Source organism: Pseudomonas sp. NBRC 111119, from assembly GCF_001320125.1.
Classification (GTDB): Bacteria; Pseudomonadota; Gammaproteobacteria; order Pseudomonadales; family Pseudomonadaceae; genus Aquipseudomonas; species Aquipseudomonas parafulva.
In genome coordinates this window covers 44,794-60,750 of the sequence record NZ_BCAV01000022.1, presented here as the reverse complement: position 1 = coordinate 60,750, position 15,957 = coordinate 44,794, and the positions used below count along the sequence as shown (strand labels likewise).

The 15,957-nt window shown below is 62.2% G+C and carries 12 protein-coding genes; all 12 read left to right on the top strand.

Annotation, left to right across the window (positions count from 1 at the left end):
* Window positions 1-67 precede the first annotated feature (67 nt).
* Complete coding sequence (bamA, locus tag APH25_RS09735; RefSeq protein WP_028634987.1) at window positions 68-2,419, top strand: outer membrane protein assembly factor BamA; 2,352 nt, start codon at window positions 68-70, stop codon at window positions 2,417-2,419.
* A 44-nt stretch (window positions 2,420-2,463) separates the two neighbouring features.
* Window positions 2,464-2,967, top strand: coding sequence for an OmpH family outer membrane protein (locus APH25_RS09730; protein ID WP_028634988.1), 504 nt, complete (start codon window positions 2,464-2,466; stop codon window positions 2,965-2,967).
* Window position 2,968: 1 nt separating this feature from the next.
* A complete protein-coding gene (lpxD, locus tag APH25_RS09725) occupies window positions 2,969-4,024 on the top strand; it encodes a UDP-3-O-(3-hydroxymyristoyl)glucosamine N-acyltransferase (protein WP_060481759.1) in 1,056 nt (351 codons plus the stop codon).
* A 114-nt stretch (window positions 4,025-4,138) separates the two neighbouring features.
* Window positions 4,139-4,579, top strand: coding sequence for a 3-hydroxyacyl-ACP dehydratase FabZ (fabZ, locus tag APH25_RS09720; RefSeq protein WP_028634990.1), 441 nt, complete (start codon window positions 4,139-4,141; stop codon window positions 4,577-4,579).
* Window positions 4,576-5,352 carry an acyl-ACP--UDP-N-acetylglucosamine O-acyltransferase gene (gene lpxA / locus APH25_RS09715; RefSeq protein ID WP_028634991.1) on the top strand — a complete coding sequence of 259 codons (777 nt, stop codon included), beginning with the start codon at window positions 4,576-4,578 and terminating at the stop codon, window positions 5,350-5,352. The genes fabZ and lpxA overlap by 4 nt, the downstream gene beginning before the upstream one ends.
* A gap of 1 nt (window position 5,353) precedes the next feature.
* Complete coding sequence (lpxB, locus tag APH25_RS09710) at window positions 5,354-6,481, top strand: lipid-A-disaccharide synthase (RefSeq protein WP_060481758.1); 1,128 nt, start codon at window positions 5,354-5,356, stop codon at window positions 6,479-6,481.
* Between the two features lies 1 nt (window position 6,482).
* On the top strand, window positions 6,483-7,106 hold the full coding sequence (gene rnhB, locus APH25_RS09705; protein WP_028634993.1) for a ribonuclease HII: 624 nt from the start codon (window positions 6,483-6,485) through the stop codon (window positions 7,104-7,106).
* Between the two features lie 86 nt (window positions 7,107-7,192).
* A complete protein-coding gene (gene dnaE, locus APH25_RS09700) occupies window positions 7,193-10,717 on the top strand; it encodes a DNA polymerase III subunit alpha (RefSeq protein WP_060481757.1) in 3,525 nt (1,174 codons plus the stop codon).
* A gap of 105 nt (window positions 10,718-10,822) precedes the next feature.
* Window positions 10,823-11,770 (top strand): acetyl-CoA carboxylase carboxyltransferase subunit alpha, encoded by a 948-nt coding sequence (locus APH25_RS09695; RefSeq protein ID WP_060481756.1) that lies wholly within the window; start codon window positions 10,823-10,825, stop codon window positions 11,768-11,770.
* A gap of 118 nt (window positions 11,771-11,888) precedes the next feature.
* Entirely contained in the window at window positions 11,889-13,172 is a 1,284-nt protein-coding gene (gene tilS, locus APH25_RS09690) for a tRNA lysidine(34) synthetase TilS (protein WP_060481755.1), read from the top strand.
* A 270-nt stretch (window positions 13,173-13,442) separates the two neighbouring features.
* Complete coding sequence (locus tag APH25_RS09685) at window positions 13,443-15,071, top strand: CTP synthase (RefSeq protein ID WP_028634997.1); 1,629 nt, start codon at window positions 13,443-13,445, stop codon at window positions 15,069-15,071.
* Between the two features lie 3 nt (window positions 15,072-15,074).
* Window positions 15,075-15,920, top strand: coding sequence for a 3-deoxy-8-phosphooctulonate synthase (kdsA, locus tag APH25_RS09680; protein WP_028634998.1), 846 nt, complete (start codon window positions 15,075-15,077; stop codon window positions 15,918-15,920).
* The last annotated feature ends 37 nt before the right edge of the window (window positions 15,921-15,957 follow it).

Sequence of the window (15,957 nt, the reverse complement as noted above, 5' to 3'; positions counted from 1 at the left end):
GCTCAATTGCGAAACCTGTCGTTCATGACGGCAGGTTGTTTATTGCCAGTTGGAATAAAAGGACTTCATGAAACGTCTGCTGCTAACTGCGGTCCTCTCCGCACTGATGATCGCTGAAGTTCACGCCGAGTCCTTCACCATCTCCGATATTCGAGTCAACGGCCTGCAGCGGGTTTCCGCCGGCAGCGTCTTTGGCGCCTTGCCGCTCAACGTGGGCGACCAGGCCGATGACCGTCGTCTGGTGGAATCTACCCGCTCGCTGTTCAAGACCGGGTTCTTCCAGGACATCGAGCTGAACCGTGATGGCAATGTTCTGATCATCAACGTGGTCGAGCGCCCGTCGGTGTCGAGCATCGAGATCGAAGGCAACAAGGCGATCAGCACCGACGACCTGATGAAAGGCCTGAAACAGTCGGGCCTGGCCGAAGGTGAAATCTTCCAGCGCGCCACCCTTGAAGGTGTGCGTAACGAGCTGCAGCGCCAATACGTGGCCCAGGGCCGCTACTCGGCCGAGGTCGACGCCGAAGTGGTGCCGCAGCCGCGCAACCGTGTGGCGCTGAAGATCAAGATCAACGAAGGCACCGTCGCTGCCATTCAGCACATCAACGTCGTTGGCAACAACGTGTTCGATGACGAAACCCTGCAGCAGCTGTTCGAACTGAAAACCACCAACTGGCTGTCGTTCTTCAAGAACGACGACAAGTATGCCCGCGAAAAACTGTCCGGTGACCTGGAGCGTCTGCGTTCCTACTACCTGGACCGCGGCTACATCAACATGGACATCGCCTCTACCCAGGTGTCCATCACGCCAGACAAGAAGCACGTCTACATCACCGTCAACATCAACGAAGGTGAGAAGTACACCGTTCGTGACGTGAAGCTGTCCGGTGACCTGAAGGTGCCGGAAGACCAGGTCAAGTCGCTGCTGCTGGTGCAGCCGGGCCAGGTGTTCTCGCGCAAGGTCATGACCAGCACGTCCGAGCTGATCACCCGCCGCCTGGGTAACGAAGGCTACACCTTCGCCAACGTCAACGGCGTACCGCAGCCGAACGACCAGGACCACACGGTCGACATCATGTTCGTGGTAGACCCGGGCAAACGCGCCTACGTCAACCGCATCAACTACCGTGGCAACACCAAGACCGAAGACGAAGTGCTGCGCCGCGAGATGCGCCAGATGGAAGGCGGCTGGGCTTCGACCTACCTGATCGACCAGTCCAAGACCCGCCTTGAGCGCCTGGGCTTCTTCAAGGATGTGAACGTCGAGACCCCGCCTGTGCCGGGTACCGATGACCAAGTGGACGTGAACTACAGCGTCGAAGAGCAGGCGTCCGGTTCGATCACTGCCAGCGTCGGTTTCGCCCAGAGTGCGGGCCTGATCCTGGGTGGTTCGATCAGTCAGACCAACTTCCTGGGTACCGGTAACAAGGTCTCCGTTGGCCTGACCCGTTCCGAATACCAGACCCGCTACAACTTCGGCTTCGTGGACCCCTACTTCACTGCCGACGGCGTGAGCCTGGGTTACAACGCCTTCTACCGCAGCACCAACTACGATGACCTCGACGTCGACGTGGCGAGCTATGCGGTGGACAGCCTGGGTGCAGGCGTCAGCCTGGGTTACCCGATCAGCGAAACGTCGCGCCTGACCTATGGTTTGAGCGTGCAGCAGGACAAGCTGAAAACCGGTAAGTACACGGTTGATGAGATCTTTGATTTCATCAACAAAGAAGGCAAAAGCTTCACCAACTTCAAAGCGTCGATCGGCTGGTCTGAATCCACGCTCAACAAAGGTGTGCTGGCGACCCGTGGCCACTCCCAGAGCCTGACTCTGGAGTCGACCATTCCAGGCAGCGACCTGTCGTTCTACAAACTGGACTACCGTGGCCAGCTGTTCAAGCCCCTCAGCCAGAACTACACCCTGCGTCTGCACACTGAGCTGGGCTACGGTGACGGCTTCGGCGGTACCTCTGGCTTGCCGTTCTACGAGAACTACTACGCGGGTGGTTTCAACTCTGTCCGCGGCTTCAAGGACAGCAGCCTGGGGCCACGTAGTACCCCAAGCCAGGCCAATGAAAAGAACGGTACGCTGACGGATCCAGACCAAGACCCGCTACCCTTCGGCGGCAACGTCCTGGTGCAGGGCGGAGTAGAACTGCTGTTCCCGATGCCGTTCATCAAGGATCAGCGTTCCCTGCGGACCTCGGTGTTCTGGGATGTGGGTAACGTGTTCGACACCAATTGCGGCAAGAAGCCCGATTGCGCCAAGGTCGGCTTCTCCGACATGGCCAGTTCGGTCGGTGTGGGTGTGACGTGGATCACCGCCCTGGGCCCGCTGAGCTTCAGCCTGGCGATGCCGATCAAGAAGCCGGACGATGCCGACACCCAGGTGTTCCAATTCTCTCTGGGCCAGACCTTCTAAGGTCGGCCCTTGCTTAACGACAACGGTTTATCCAGGAGTTCATCGTGCGCAAGTTGACCCAAATGGCCGTAGTGGCCGCGGCGCTGGTCGCCACCCCGGCTTTCGCCGAAATGAAGGTTGCCGTTCTGAACTATCAGATGGCCCTGCTGGAATCGGACGCCGCCAAGAAGTACGCCGTGGATGCCGAGAAAAAATTCGGCCCGCAGCTGACCAAGCTCAAGAGCCTGGAAAGCAGCGCCAAGGGCATCCAGGATCGCCTGATCAAGGGCGGCGACAAGATGCAGCAGCCTGAGCGTGAGCGCCTGGAGCTTGAATTCAAGCAGAAAGCCCGTGACTTCCAGTTCCAGTCCAAGGAGCTCAACGAAGCCAAGGCCGTGGCCGACCGTGACATGCTCAAGCAACTCAAGCCCAAGCTGGACGGCGCGGTGGAAGAGGTCATCAAGAAAGGTGGCTTTGACCTGGTGCTCGAGCGCGGCGCGGTCATCGATGTCAAACCTCAGTACGACATCACCCGCCAGGTTATCGAGCGCATGAACCAAGCCCGTTGATATGACCCTGACCATGACGCTTGGCCAGTTGGCCGAGGCCCTCGGGGCCACCCTGAAGGGCCCCGGTGACCTGAACATCACCGGCCTGGCCACCTTGCAGGAAGCCGGCCCCGGCCAGCTGAGCTTTCTCGCCAACCCGCAGTACCGCAAGTACCTGGACAACTGCCAGGCGGCTGCCGTGCTGCTCAAGGCGGCGGATGCAGAAGGCTTTGCCGGCCACGCGCTGATCGTGGCGGACCCGTACCTGGCGTACGCACGCGTTTCCCACCTGTTCGACCCAAAACCCAAGGCTGTGGCGGGTGTTCATCCCAGCGCCGTGGTGGCCGGGGATGCTCAGGTGGATGCCAGTGCCTGTATCGGGCCTTTTGCAGTCGTTGAAAGCGGGGCGTGCATCGGCGCCAACGTCACCATTGGTGCCCATTGCGTGGTCGGTGCTCGTTGCGTCATCGGCGAGGGCGGTTGGCTGGCCCCGCGGGTCACGTTGTACCACGACGTCACCATCGGCAAGCGGGTGGTTATCCAGTCGGGTGCGGTGATCGGCGGTGAAGGCTTCGGCTTTGCCAACGAAAAAGGCGTATGGCGCAAGATCGCCCAGATTGGCGGCGTGACCATCGGCGATGACGTTGAAATCGGCGTTAATACGGCGGTCGACCGTGGCGCGCTGTCCGATACCGTGATTGCCGATGGGGTCAAGCTGGACAACCAGATCCAGATTGCCCACAACGTGCACGTTGGTGAGCACACGGCCATGGCTGCCTGTGTGGGTATTTCCGGCAGTACGCGCATCGGCAAGCACTGCACCATTGCCGGGGGCGTTGGCATGGTTGGCCATATCGATGTCTGTGATAACGTTTTTGTGTCTGGCATGACCATGGTCACCCGCTCCATCACCGAGCCGGGCGCCTATTCATCCGGCACTGCCATGCAGCCACTGGCTGACTGGCGCAAGAGCGCCGCGCGCATCCGCCACCTGGACGACATGGCCAAGCGCCTCCAGCAGCTGGAAAAACGCGTCGATACCGTGACCTCAGGTGGCCAGCCGACATCAGAAGGCTGATACCATTTTCTGAGCAAGAGTGAACAGTCGCTAGCTGGCTCCTCTTTGGATTGCAAAAGGAGCGTGTGGTCAGCACCTGCGCTCCCTATTCTTATTACAGGCTTCCCCCCCGAAATGATGGACATCAACGAGATTCGCGAATACCTGCCTCACCGTTACCCGTTCCTGCTGGTGGACCGCGTGACGGATCTGGACTACGAGGCCCAGAGCATTCGTGCCTACAAGAATGTCAGCATCAACGAGCCGTTCTTCAATGGCCATTTTCCGGCGCACCCCATCATGCCGGGCGTTCTGATCATCGAAGCCATGGCCCAGGCGGCCGGTATCCTGGGTTTCAAGATGCTGGATGCCAAGCCGGCCGACGGCACGCTGTATTACTTCGTCGGCTCCGACAAGCTGCGCTTCCGCCAGCCGGTGCTGCCGGGTGACCAGCTGGTGCTGGAGGCGAAGTTCCTCAGCCGCAAGAGCATGATCTGGAAGTTTGAATGCCGTGCCCTGGTGGACGGCAAGCCTGTATGCTCGGCAGAGATCACCTGCGCGGAACGCTCCCTATGAATTTGATTGATCCTCGGGCCATTATCGATCCATCGGCCAGGCTGGCCGATGGCGTCGAGGTCGGCCCCTGGTCGATCGTTGGCCCCGATGTCGAAATCGGGGAGGGCACGGTCATCGGCCCGCACGTTGTGCTCAAAGGCCCGACCCGCATCGGCAAGCACAACCGTATCTTTCAGTTTTCGTCGATTGGCGAAGACACCCCGGACCTGAAATACAAAGGCGAGCCGACCCGCCTGGTGATTGGCGATCACAACGTGATCCGCGAGGGTGTGACCATTCACCGCGGCACCGTGCAGGACCGCGCCGAAACCACCGTGGGCGACCACAACCTGATCATGGCCTATGCCCACATCGGCCATGACAGCGTCATCGGCAGCCACTGCATTCTGGTCAACAACACGGCGCTGGCAGGCCATGTGCACGTGGGCGACTGGGCGATCCTGTCCGGTTTCACACTGGTGCATCAGTATTGCCACATCGGGGCTCACGCGTTTTCCGGCATGGGCACCGCCATTGGCAAAGATGTGCCGGCATTCGTCACGGTGTTCGGCAGCCCGGCTGAAGCCCGCAGCATGAACTTCGAGGGCATGCGCCGCCGCGGTTTCAGTGACGAGGTGATCCACGTGCTGCGCCGCTGCTACAAGATCGTGTACCGCCAGGGCCTGACTGTCGAAGATGCCCTGCGCGAGTTGCAGGCGCCGGCGGCGCAGTACCCTGAGGTCGAACTGTTCCGTCAGTCGATCGTGAGCTCTGCCCGCGGCATCACCCGCTGATATGGCCCAGCTTTGCATAGCCTTGGTCGCGGGTGAGGCCAGCGGCGACATTCTTGGCTCGGGCTTGATGCGCGCACTCAAGGCGCGTCACCCCGATGTGCGCTTCATCGGTGTCGGTGGCCCGCTCATGGAAGCCGAGGGCCTGCAGCCCTACTTCCCCATGGAGCGCCTTGCGGTGATGGGGCTGGTGGAAGTGCTGGGCCGTCTGCGCGAGCTGCTCAAGCGCCGCAAGCTGCTGATCCAGACCCTGATCGAGCAGAAGCCGGATGCGTTCATCGGCATCGACGCCCCTGATTTCAACCTGACGATCGAACTCAAGCTGCGCCAGGCCGGTATCAAGACCGTGCACTATGTGAGCCCGTCCGTGTGGGCCTGGCGTCAGAAGCGTGTACTGAAGATTCGCCAGGGCTGCGACCTGATGCTGACGCTGCTGCCCTTCGAGGCGCGCTTCTATGAAGAGCAGGGCGTACCGGTGCGGTTCGTCGGCCACCCGCTGGCCGACACCATTCCTTTGGAGTGCGACCGCGCTGCTGCCCGTGCCGCCCTCGGCTTGGGTGACGGGCCGGTGGTTGCGCTGATGCCAGGCAGCCGTGGCGGGGAAGTGGGTCGCTTGGGGGCGTTGTTCCTGGATGCAGCCCAGCGCCTGAGCGAACGGGTGCCGGGGGTACGCTTTGTGCTGCCCTGCGCCAATGCTAGCCGCCGCGCCCAGGTCGAGCAGATGCTGAGCGGCCGCCAGCTTGCATTGACGCTGCTTGACGGCCAGTCGCACCAGGCCCTGGCGGCCTGTGACGCGGTGTTGATCGCTTCGGGCACCGCCACCCTGGAGGCATTGCTGTTCAAGCGCCCTATGGTGGTGGCTTATCGCCTTGCGCCGCTGACCTACTGGATACTCAAGCGCCTGGTGAAAAGCCCCTACGTGTCGTTGCCCAACCTGCTGGCCCAGCGTGAGCTGGTGCCTGAGTTGCTGCAGGACGCAGCCACCAGCGAAGCGCTGGCCGCCACACTGGCGCCACTGGTGCGCGATGGCAGCCTGCAGACCGAGCGCTTCGACGAAATTCACCGCACCCTGCGTCGCGACGCCTCCAACCAGGCCGCCGACGCGGTGCTGGCTTTGCTGGAGAGGCGTTGAGATGCAGATAGGGCTGGACTTCAACCTGGTCGAAGACCTGGTTGCCGGTGTCGATGAAGTGGGTCGTGGCCCGTTGTGCGGTGCAGTGGTCACGGCGGCAGTGATCCTTGACCCATTGCGCCCGATCCTGGGCCTTAACGACTCGAAAAAGCTGACTGAAGCCCGCCGTGAGGCGCTGTTCGACGAAATCTGCGAAAAAGCCCTGAGCTTTTGCATTGCCCGCGCTGAAGTCGAGGAAATCGACCGCCTGAACATTCTGCACGCCACCCTGCTGGCCATGCAGCGTGCGGTCGAGGGCTTGCACATCACCCCCAACATGGCCCTGATCGACGGCAACCGCTGCCCACGCCTGGCCGTACCCTGCGCACCCGTTGTGCAGGGGGATGCCAAGGTGCCGGCCATTGCCGCTGCCTCAATCCTGGCCAAGGTGAGCCGCGACCGGGAGATGGCAGCCTTCGAGCTCATTTACCCAGGCTACGGCATGGGTGGGCACAAGGGCTACCCGACGCCTGTGCACCTCGAAGCGCTCGCGCGCCTGGGGCCTACGCCCATTCATCGTCGCTCGTTTGCCCCCGTGCGTGCGGCCTGGGAAGCGCGTGACGGCGTGGTCGATTCGCTGATCTGATCAGGGGCCAGCCGCGCGGCCCAACATCCCTTCGCAACTACGCTACAATTGCGCCCTTGTCGTTCAGCACTGCTACAGGATCTTCCATGTCGGTTCCCTTCGTTCACCTGCGCGTCCACTCCGAATTCTCGCTGGTAGACGGCCTGGTGCGGATCAAACCGCTGGCCAAGGCACTGGCCGGGATGAACATGCCGGCAGTGGCCATTACCGACCAGAGCAACATGTGCTCGCTGGTCAAGTTCTACAAAACCGCCATGGGCGCAGGCATCAAGCCTATCTGCGGGGCCGACCTGTGGCTGGCCGGTGCAGACCCTGAAGCGCCGCTGTCGCGTATCTGTTTCCTGGCCATGAACCCCCAGGGTTACCGCAACCTCACCGAGCTGATCTCCCGTGGCTGGACCGACGGGCAGCGCAATGGCCTGGTGATTCTGCAACGTGAATGGATCGCCCCCGCCAGCGAAGGGCTGATTGCCCTGTCTGCCGGCCGTGAGGGTGACATCGGCATGGCGCTGCTGGCCGGTCGGCTCGATGAGGCCCAGGCCCTGCTGCAGGACTGGATGGGCATGTTCCCCGACCGGTTCTACGTTGAGCTGCAGCGTACCAACCGGCCTCGCGACGAAGACTATGTGCATGCTGCCGTGGCCCTTGCCGACCGGCTGGGCGCACCGCTGGTTGCCACCAACGATGTGAGGTTCATCAAGCAGTCCGACTTCGATGCCCACGAAACCCGGGTGTGTATCGGTGAAGGCTGGACCCTGGACGACCCGCGTCGCCCTCGGCTGTACAGCGACCAGCAGTACCTGAAGTCGGCCGACGAAATGGCGGCGCTGTTCAGCGACCTGCCGGACGCCATCGCCAACACCGTGGAAATCGCCAAGCGCTGCAATATCCAGGTGCAACTGGGCAAGTATTTCCTGCCGGACTTCCCGACGCCCAACGGCATGGGCATCGACGACTACCTTCGCCATGTGTCCCACGAGGGCCTTGAAGAGCGCCTGGCAGTGTTGTGGCCGAAGGACACCACGCCGGATTACGAAGAAAAGCGCCAGGTCTACCTGGACCGCCTGAAGTTCGAGCTGGATATCATCATCCAGATGGGCTTCCCCGGTTACTTCCTGATCGTGATGGACTTCATCAAGTGGGCCAAGAACAACGGCGTGCCCGTGGGCCCCGGCCGGGGTTCGGGTGCGGGTTCGCTGGTGGCCTACGTACTGAAGATCACCGACCTGGACCCGCTGGCCTACGACCTGCTGTTCGAGCGCTTCCTCAACCCTGAACGTATCTCCATGCCCGACTTCGACGTCGACTTCTGCATGGACGGCCGCGACCGGGTGATCGACTACGTGGCCGAAGCCTATGGCCGCAACGCGGTCAGCCAGATCATCACCTTCGGCACCATGGCGGCCAAGGCCGTGGTGCGGGATGTGGCGCGGGTGCAGGGTAAGTCTTACGGCTTGGCCGACCGCCTGTCGAAGATGATCCCGTTCGAAGTGGGCATGACCCTGGAAAAGGCCTACGAGCAGGAAGAGATCCTGCGCGATTTCCTCAAGGGGGACGAAGACGCCCGCGAAATCTGGGACATGGCGCTGAAGCTCGAAGGCGTCACCCGCGGTACCGGCAAGCACGCCGGGGGCGTGGTGATCGCGCCGACCAAGCTCACCGACTTCTCGCCCATCGCCTGTGATGAAGAGGGCGGCGGCCTGGTAACCCAGTTCGACAAGGACGACGTCGAGGCCGCCGGCCTGGTGAAGTTCGACTTCCTGGGCCTGCGTACGCTGACCATCATCAAGTGGGCGATGGAGATCATCAACCGCGAGCAGGCCAAGAAAAACCTGCCGGATCTGAACATCGACTTCATCCCGCTGGATGACCGCAAAACCTACGAGTTGCTGCAAAAAGCCGAAACCACGGCGGTGTTCCAGCTTGAATCCCGGGGCATGAAGGAGCTGATCAAGAAGCTCAAGCCCGACTGCCTGGAAGACCTCATCGCACTGGTGGCGCTGTTCCGCCCGGGCCCGCTGCAATCGGGCATGGTGGATGACTTCATCAACCGCAAGCACGGCCGTGCCGAACTGGCCTACCCGCACCCTGACTACCAGTACGACGGCCTGCAGCCGGTGCTGGCGCCCACCTACGGCATCATCCTGTATCAAGAGCAGGTGATGCAGATCGCCCAGGTGATGGCTGGCTATACCCTGGGCGGTGCTGACATGCTGCGCCGGGCGATGGGCAAGAAAAAACCCGAGGAAATGGCCAAGCAGCGCGGCGGTTTCATCGAGGGTTGTGCCAACAACGGTATCGATGGCGATCTTGCGGGTAACATCTTCGACCTGGTGGAGAAATTCGCCGGCTATGGCTTCAACAAGTCGCACTCCGCCGCTTACGGGCTGGTGTCTTACCAGACTGCCTGGCTGAAAACCCACCACCCGGCTGCGTTCATGGCCGCCGTGTTGTCTGCGGACATGCACAACACCGACAAGGTGGTGGTGCTGGTGGAGGAAGTGCGCAGCATGAAGCTGCGCCTGGACGCCCCGGACGTGAACTTCTCCGACTTCAAGTTCACCGTCAACAATGATGGGCGCATCGTTTATGGCCTGGGTGCGATCAAGGGGGTTGGCGAAGGGCCGGTAGAGGCGATCGTCGAGGCACGTGCCGAAGGTGGCCCATTCAAGGACCTGTTCGATTTCTGCGAGCGCATCGACCTCAAGCGCGTCAACAAGCGCACCCTCGATGCCCTGGTGCGCAGTGGCGCCCTCGACCGGCTTGGCCCGCACTTCCACGACGAGATCAAGGCCTACCACGCCCACATCGACATCAACCGGGCAATCCTGCTGGGGGCACTGGGCGAAGCGATCAAAGCCGCCGAGCAGACTGCCCGCACGGCAGACAGCGGTCACATCGACCTGTTCGGTGGCATGTTCGATGCGGTGGATGCCGACGTCTATGCCAACCACCGCAAGGCGCGGCCCCTCACACTCAAGGAGCGGCTCAAAGGCGAGAAGGACACCCTTGGGCTGTACCTGACCGGCCACCCGATCGACGAGTATGAAGCCGAGATCCGTCGTTTTGCGCGCCAGCGCATCATTGACCTCAAGCCGTCACGCGATACCCAGACCATCGCGGGCATGATCATTGCCCTGCGGGTGATGAAGAACAAGAAGGGCGACAAGATGGGCTTCGTGACCCTGGATGACCGTTCCGGGCGCATCGAGGCATCATTGTTTGCCGATGCCTACATCACCGCCCAGTCCCTGTTGCAGACCGACGCCATGGTGGTGGTGGAAGGGGAGGTCAGCAACGATGACTTCTCGGGCGGCTTGCGCCTGCGGGTGAAGCAGGTCATGACCCTGGAAGACGCCCGTACCAAGCTGGCCGAGAGCCTGCGCCTGAAAGTGGCGCACGAGGCGCTCAAGGGCGACCGGCTGAAATGGCTGGGCGAGCTGATCACCCGCCACCGGGGTGCCTGCCCGATCACCCTGGAGTACACCGGCAGTGACGCCAAGGCCATGCTGCAGTTTGGCGAGCAGTGGGCAATCGACCCGGCCGATGGGTTGATTCAGACACTGCGTGACCAGTTCGGGCGTGAGAACGTCTTTCTGCAATATCGTTGAACCGACCAAATTTAATCTCGACCTGAATGCGCCTGATCCCTTAAGGTATGGCGCCAAACGGATCAACCGGCCGGCCGCCTGGCCGTAGACCCAAGACGGATGACTATGAACCCGAATTTTCTCGATTTCGAACAGCCGATTGCCGACCTGCAAGCCAAGATCGAAGGCCTGCGCCTGGTAGGCAACGACAATTCGCTGAATATCAGCGATGAAATTGCCCGTCTGCAAGACAAGAGCAATACCCTGACCGAAAGCATCTTCGGCAACCTCACCAGCTGGCAGATCGCTCGCCTGGCCCGTCACCCACGTCGTCCCTACACCCTGGACTACCTGGAACACATCTTCACCGAATTCGAAGAACTGCACGGCGACCGCCATTTCTCCGACGATGCTGCCATTGTTGGTGGTACTGCGCGCCTGGACGGCAAGCCGGTGATGGTCATCGGCCATCAGAAAGGCCGCGAAGTGCGCGAGAAGGTGCGCCGCAACTTCGGCATGCCACGCCCCGAGGGCTACCGCAAGGCCTGCCGTCTGATGGAAATGGCCGAGCGCTTCCGCATGCCGATCCTGACCTTCATCGATACCCCGGGTGCCTACCCGGGCATCGACGCCGAAGAGCGCAACCAGAGCGAAGCCATCGCCTGGAACCTGCGCGTCATGGCCCGCCTGAAAACCCCGATCATCGCCACCGTGATCGGTGAGGGTGGTTCCGGCGGCGCGCTGGCCATTGGTGTGTGCGACCAGCTGAACATGCTGCAGTACTCCACCTACTCGGTGATCTCGCCTGAAGGCTGCGCCTCCATTCTATGGAAGACTGCCGACAAAGCGGCTGACGCGGCTGAAGCCATGGGTATCACCGCCGAGCGCCTGAAGAGCCTGAATATCGTCGACAAGGTCATCGAGGAGCCGCTGGGCGGCGCCCACCGCGACCCGGCTGCCATGTCTGAAAGCATTCGTGCCGACCTGGTGCAGCAGCTGGACATGCTGGGCAAGCTCGATCACGACGCGCTGCTGGCGCGTCGCTACGACCGCTTGATGAGCTACGGCGTCTGATTATTCCGGCTGTCAGGTAATGGCACCGGCGTTGCCGGTTATCGCGGGTGACCCCGCCTCTACAGACAGTTATTGTCTGTAGGGGCGGGGTCGCCCGCGAGTGGTTTCAGAGGCCCTGATGATCGACCCAACCCCCTGGGTAACCGCCCCTCACTGGTACATCGCCTTTTCGGGTGGCCTGGATTCCACCGTCCTTCTGCACTGCCTGGCGGCTTACGCCCGCCAGCATTCGTGCCCACCGTTGTGCGCCGTCCACGTTCATCATGGCCTGCAGGCGGCTGCCGATGCCTGGCCTGCCCATTGCCAGCGCACCTGCGACCACCTGGGTGTCGAACTGCGCATTATTCACGTCGACGTCGTGCGCGGCGCCAGCCTGGAACAAGCCGCCCGCGATGCGCGTTACGCCGCCTTTGAAGCGCTCATGGGGCAGGGTGACATCCTGTTCACCGGGCAGCACCTGGATGACCAGGCCGAGACTGTGCTGTTTCGGCTGTTGCGCGGCGCAGGCCTGCGGGGGCTGGCGGCCATGGCCAAACAGCGCGCGCTGGGGCAGGGGGTGCTGGTCAGGCCGCTGCTGGGCTGCCCCCGGGAGCAGTTGCAAGGCTATGTCAAGGCGCATGGCCTGGCCTGGGTTGAAGACCCTTCCAACAGCGATCTCCAGTACGCTCGCAACTACCTGCGTGCTGAAGTGGTACCGGTGCTTGAGCGGCGCTGGCCCCAGGCCGGCCAGAGCCTCGCCCGCGCCGCCGAGCACCTGGGCGAAGCCTTGGGCTTGCTCGAAGAGCTGGCCCGGGCCGACCTGGCATCGGCCGCGCAAGGGGCACCGGGCACCTGGCCAGGGCTGGACTCGCTGGCGCTGGCCAGCCTGGGGGCGCTGTCGCCCGCGCGGCAGCGTAACGCCTTGGAATACTGGCTCAGCAGCCGTACCCGACTGCCCGATACGCGTCATTGGGCCGGGTGGGCAGATTTGCGCGACGCCGCAGCCGATGCCCAGCCCGTGTGGCGGCTTGCCGATGGGCAGCTGGTGCGCAGTCAGGGGCGTATCTGGTGGCTCAGTGGTGAATGGTTACGACAGCCTGCAGGCGGCCTGAGCTGGGCCGATGCCGGGGCGCCTCTGGCGTTGCCTGGTAACGGCTGCGTGCGACTTGTTGGCGCAGCCGCGCTGGCAGGCCTGCACATTGCCTACCGCCAAGGTGGCGAAGTGCTGGACGTCCCCGGGCGGGGGCGGCGTGATCTCAAGCGCCTGCTCAACGAACTGCAAGTGCCGCACTTTCTGCGCGCGCGCCTGCCGTTGCTGTACCAGGGCGAGCAACTGCTGGCGGTCGCCAACCTGCCAGGCCTGGGGCGGGGCGATTGCCAACTGCACTGGCTACTGCCGAGCAACGCGCAAGGTTTGAGCTGATGGGTACATTCGGGTAGACTACCCTCCCTTCTTGATACAGCTTCTGTGGGTTCCGCGAAAACACAGGGGTTGCCGATTACCAAGCAGTTTTTTGCTGGGCTGATTCTGAGAAATGACGAGCGAGCTCCATGCCGGGGATACCCCTGGTCTGTACAGACGCGGCAGTTTTTCGAGATGCACTGTGATTGACGCAGGTGATCGGAGGCTTCGGCCTTCCTTCGCTTTCTCCGGCGGCGCTGGCCGCCTTAACGCAGACTTCTAGGGTTTTTCATGACGCGCTACATATTCGTCACGGGCGGTGTTGTTTCTTCATTGGGGAAAGGCATTGCCTCGGCTTCCCTGGCGGCCATCCTGGAAGCGCGGGGCCTGAAGGTCACCATGCTCAAGCTGGATCCGTACATCAACGTCGACCCAGGCACCATGAGCCCGTTCCAGCACGGTGAAGTATTCGTCACCCAGGACGGCGCCGAAACCGACCTGGACCTGGGCCATTACGAGCGGTTCATCCGCACGACCATGACCCAGAACAACAACTTCACCACGGGCCGGATCTACGAGCACGTGCTGCGCAAGGAGCGCCGTGGTGACTACCTGGGTGCCACCATCCAGGTCATTCCGCACATTACCGACGAAATCAAGCGTCGCATCATCAAGGGTGCCGGCGATGCCGACGTGGCCCTGGTGGAAATCGGCGGTACCGTGGGCGATATCGAGTCGCAACCGTTCCTTGAGGCCATCCGCCAGCTGCGCGTCGAAGTCGGCTCCAAGCGCGCCATGCTGATGCACCTTACCCTGGTGCCGTACATCGCCACCGCGGGCGAGACCAAGACCAAACCGACCCAGCACTCGGTGAAGGAACTGCGCTCCATCGGCCTGCAGCCCGATGTACTGATCTGCCGCTCCGACCACCCGGTCGATGCCTCGTCGCGCCGCAAGATCGCCCTGTTCACCAACGTTGAAGAGCGTGCGGTCATTTCGCTGGAAGACGTCGACACCATCTACAAGATCCCAGGCGTGCTGCATGCCCAGGGCCTGGACGATTTCGTCGTCGAGCGTTTCGGCCTGCAGTGCAACGGTGCCGACCTGTCCGAGTGGGACAAGGTGGTGGACGCCAAGCTGAACCCTGAGCATGAAGTCACCATCGCCATGGTCGGCAAGTACATGGAGCTGCTGGATGCGTACAAGTCGCTGATCGAAGCGATGAGCCACGCCGGCATCACCAACCGCACCAAGGTCAACCTGCGCTACATCGACTCCGAAGACATCGAGAACCAGGGCACCAGCCTGCTCGAAGGCGCCGATGCCATCCTGGTGCCGGGCGGTTTCGGCCTGCGCGGCGTGGAAGGCAAGATCACCGCGGTGCAGTACGCCCGTGAGAACAAGGTACCGTACCTGGGCATCTGCCTGGGCATGCAGGTGGCCGTGATCGAGTTCGCCCGTAATGTGATGGGCTGGAAAGACGCCAACTCCACCGAGTTCGACCGCAACAGCGGCCACCCGGTCGTGGGCCTGATCACCGAGTGGGCTGATGCCACCGGCGCGGTCGAAACCCGCAGCGAAGCGTCCGACCTGGGCGGCACCATGCGCCTGGGTGCACAGGACTGCCAACTGGCAGCCGGCTCCAACGTGCACGATTGCTACGGCAAGGATGTGATCACCGAGCGTCACCGCCACCGCTATGAAGTGAACAATAACCTGCTGCCGCAACTGGTCGATGCTGGCCTGGTGGTATCCGGCCGTTCCGAAGACGGCGCGCTGGTGGAAGTGGTTGAGTCCAAGGATCACCCATGGTTCGTCGCCTGCCAGTTCCACCCGGAATTCACCTCCACCCCGCGTGACGGCCACCCGCTGTTCAGTGGCTTCGTGAAGGCGGCCCTTGCCCAGAAGAACAAGGCCTGATCCATGACCCAGAAGATCATCCGCGTCGGTAACATCGAGATCGCCAACGACAAGCCGTTTGTGCTGTTTGGCGGCATGAACGTGCTGGAATCCCGCGACCTGGCCATGAAAGTGTGCGAAGAATATGTACGGGTTACCGACAAGCTCGGTATCCCCTATGTGTTCAAGGCCAGCTTCGACAAGGCCAACCGGTCCTCGGTCAGTTCTTACCGTGGGCCTGGCATGGAAGAAGGGCTGAAGATCTTCGAAGAGATCAAGCGCACCTTCAATGTGCCGGTGATTACCGACGTGCATGAGCCCTACCAGGCCGAGCCGGTGGCCCAGGTTTGCGACATCATCCAGTTGCCCGCCTTCCTGTCGCGCCAGACCGACCTGGTGGTGGCCATGGCCCGCAGTGGCGCAGTGATCAACATCAAGAAGGCCCAGTTCCTCGCGCCTCAGGAAATGAAACACATCCTGGCCAAGTGCGAAGAAGCCGGTAACGATCAGTTGATTCTCTGCGAGCGTGGTTCGAGCTTCGGCTACAACAACCTGGTCGTGGACATGCTCGGCTTCGGCATCATGAAGCAGTTCCAGTACCCGGTGTTCTTCGACGTGACCCACGCCCTGCAAATGCCGGGTGGTCGCGCCGATTCTGCAGGCGGGCGCCGCGCCCAGGTCACCGACCTGGCCAAGGCCGGCATGAGCCAGGGCCTGGCGGGCCTGTTCCTCGAAGCCCACCCGGACCCGGACAACGCCAAGTGCGACGGCCCCTGCGCCCTGCGCCTGGACAAGCTGGAGCCATTCCTGGCCCAGCTCAAGCAACTGGACGACCTGGTGAAAAGTTTTCCGACGGTAGAAACCGCGTAAAGCGCGTTTCTCGGGTAAAGTAGCGCCCGACCCACCC

What these genes read in the sequence shown, in the direction of transcription:
- bamA (WP_028634987.1), top strand. Translation starts at nt 68, where the DNA reads ATGAAACGTCTGCTGCTAACTGCGGTCCTCTCCGCACTGATGATCGCT.
- lpxD (WP_060481759.1), top strand. Translation starts at nt 2,969, where the DNA reads ATGACCCTGACCATGACGCTTGGCCAGTTGGCCGAGGCCCTCGGGGCC.
- fabZ (WP_028634990.1), top strand. Translation starts at nt 4,139, where the DNA reads ATGATGGACATCAACGAGATTCGCGAATACCTGCCTCACCGTTACCCG.
- lpxA (WP_028634991.1), top strand. Translation starts at nt 4,576, where the DNA reads ATGAATTTGATTGATCCTCGGGCCATTATCGATCCATCGGCCAGGCTG.
- lpxB (WP_060481758.1), top strand. Translation starts at nt 5,354, where the DNA reads ATGGCCCAGCTTTGCATAGCCTTGGTCGCGGGTGAGGCCAGCGGCGAC.
- rnhB (WP_028634993.1), top strand. Translation starts at nt 6,483, where the DNA reads ATGCAGATAGGGCTGGACTTCAACCTGGTCGAAGACCTGGTTGCCGGT.
- dnaE (WP_060481757.1), top strand. Translation starts at nt 7,193, where the DNA reads ATGTCGGTTCCCTTCGTTCACCTGCGCGTCCACTCCGAATTCTCGCTG.
- APH25_RS09695 (WP_060481756.1), top strand. Translation starts at nt 10,823, where the DNA reads ATGAACCCGAATTTTCTCGATTTCGAACAGCCGATTGCCGACCTGCAA.
- tilS (WP_060481755.1), top strand. Translation starts at nt 11,889, where the DNA reads ATGATCGACCCAACCCCCTGGGTAACCGCCCCTCACTGGTACATCGCC.
- APH25_RS09685 (WP_028634997.1), top strand. Translation starts at nt 13,443, where the DNA reads ATGACGCGCTACATATTCGTCACGGGCGGTGTTGTTTCTTCATTGGGG.
- kdsA (WP_028634998.1), top strand. Translation starts at nt 15,075, where the DNA reads ATGACCCAGAAGATCATCCGCGTCGGTAACATCGAGATCGCCAACGAC.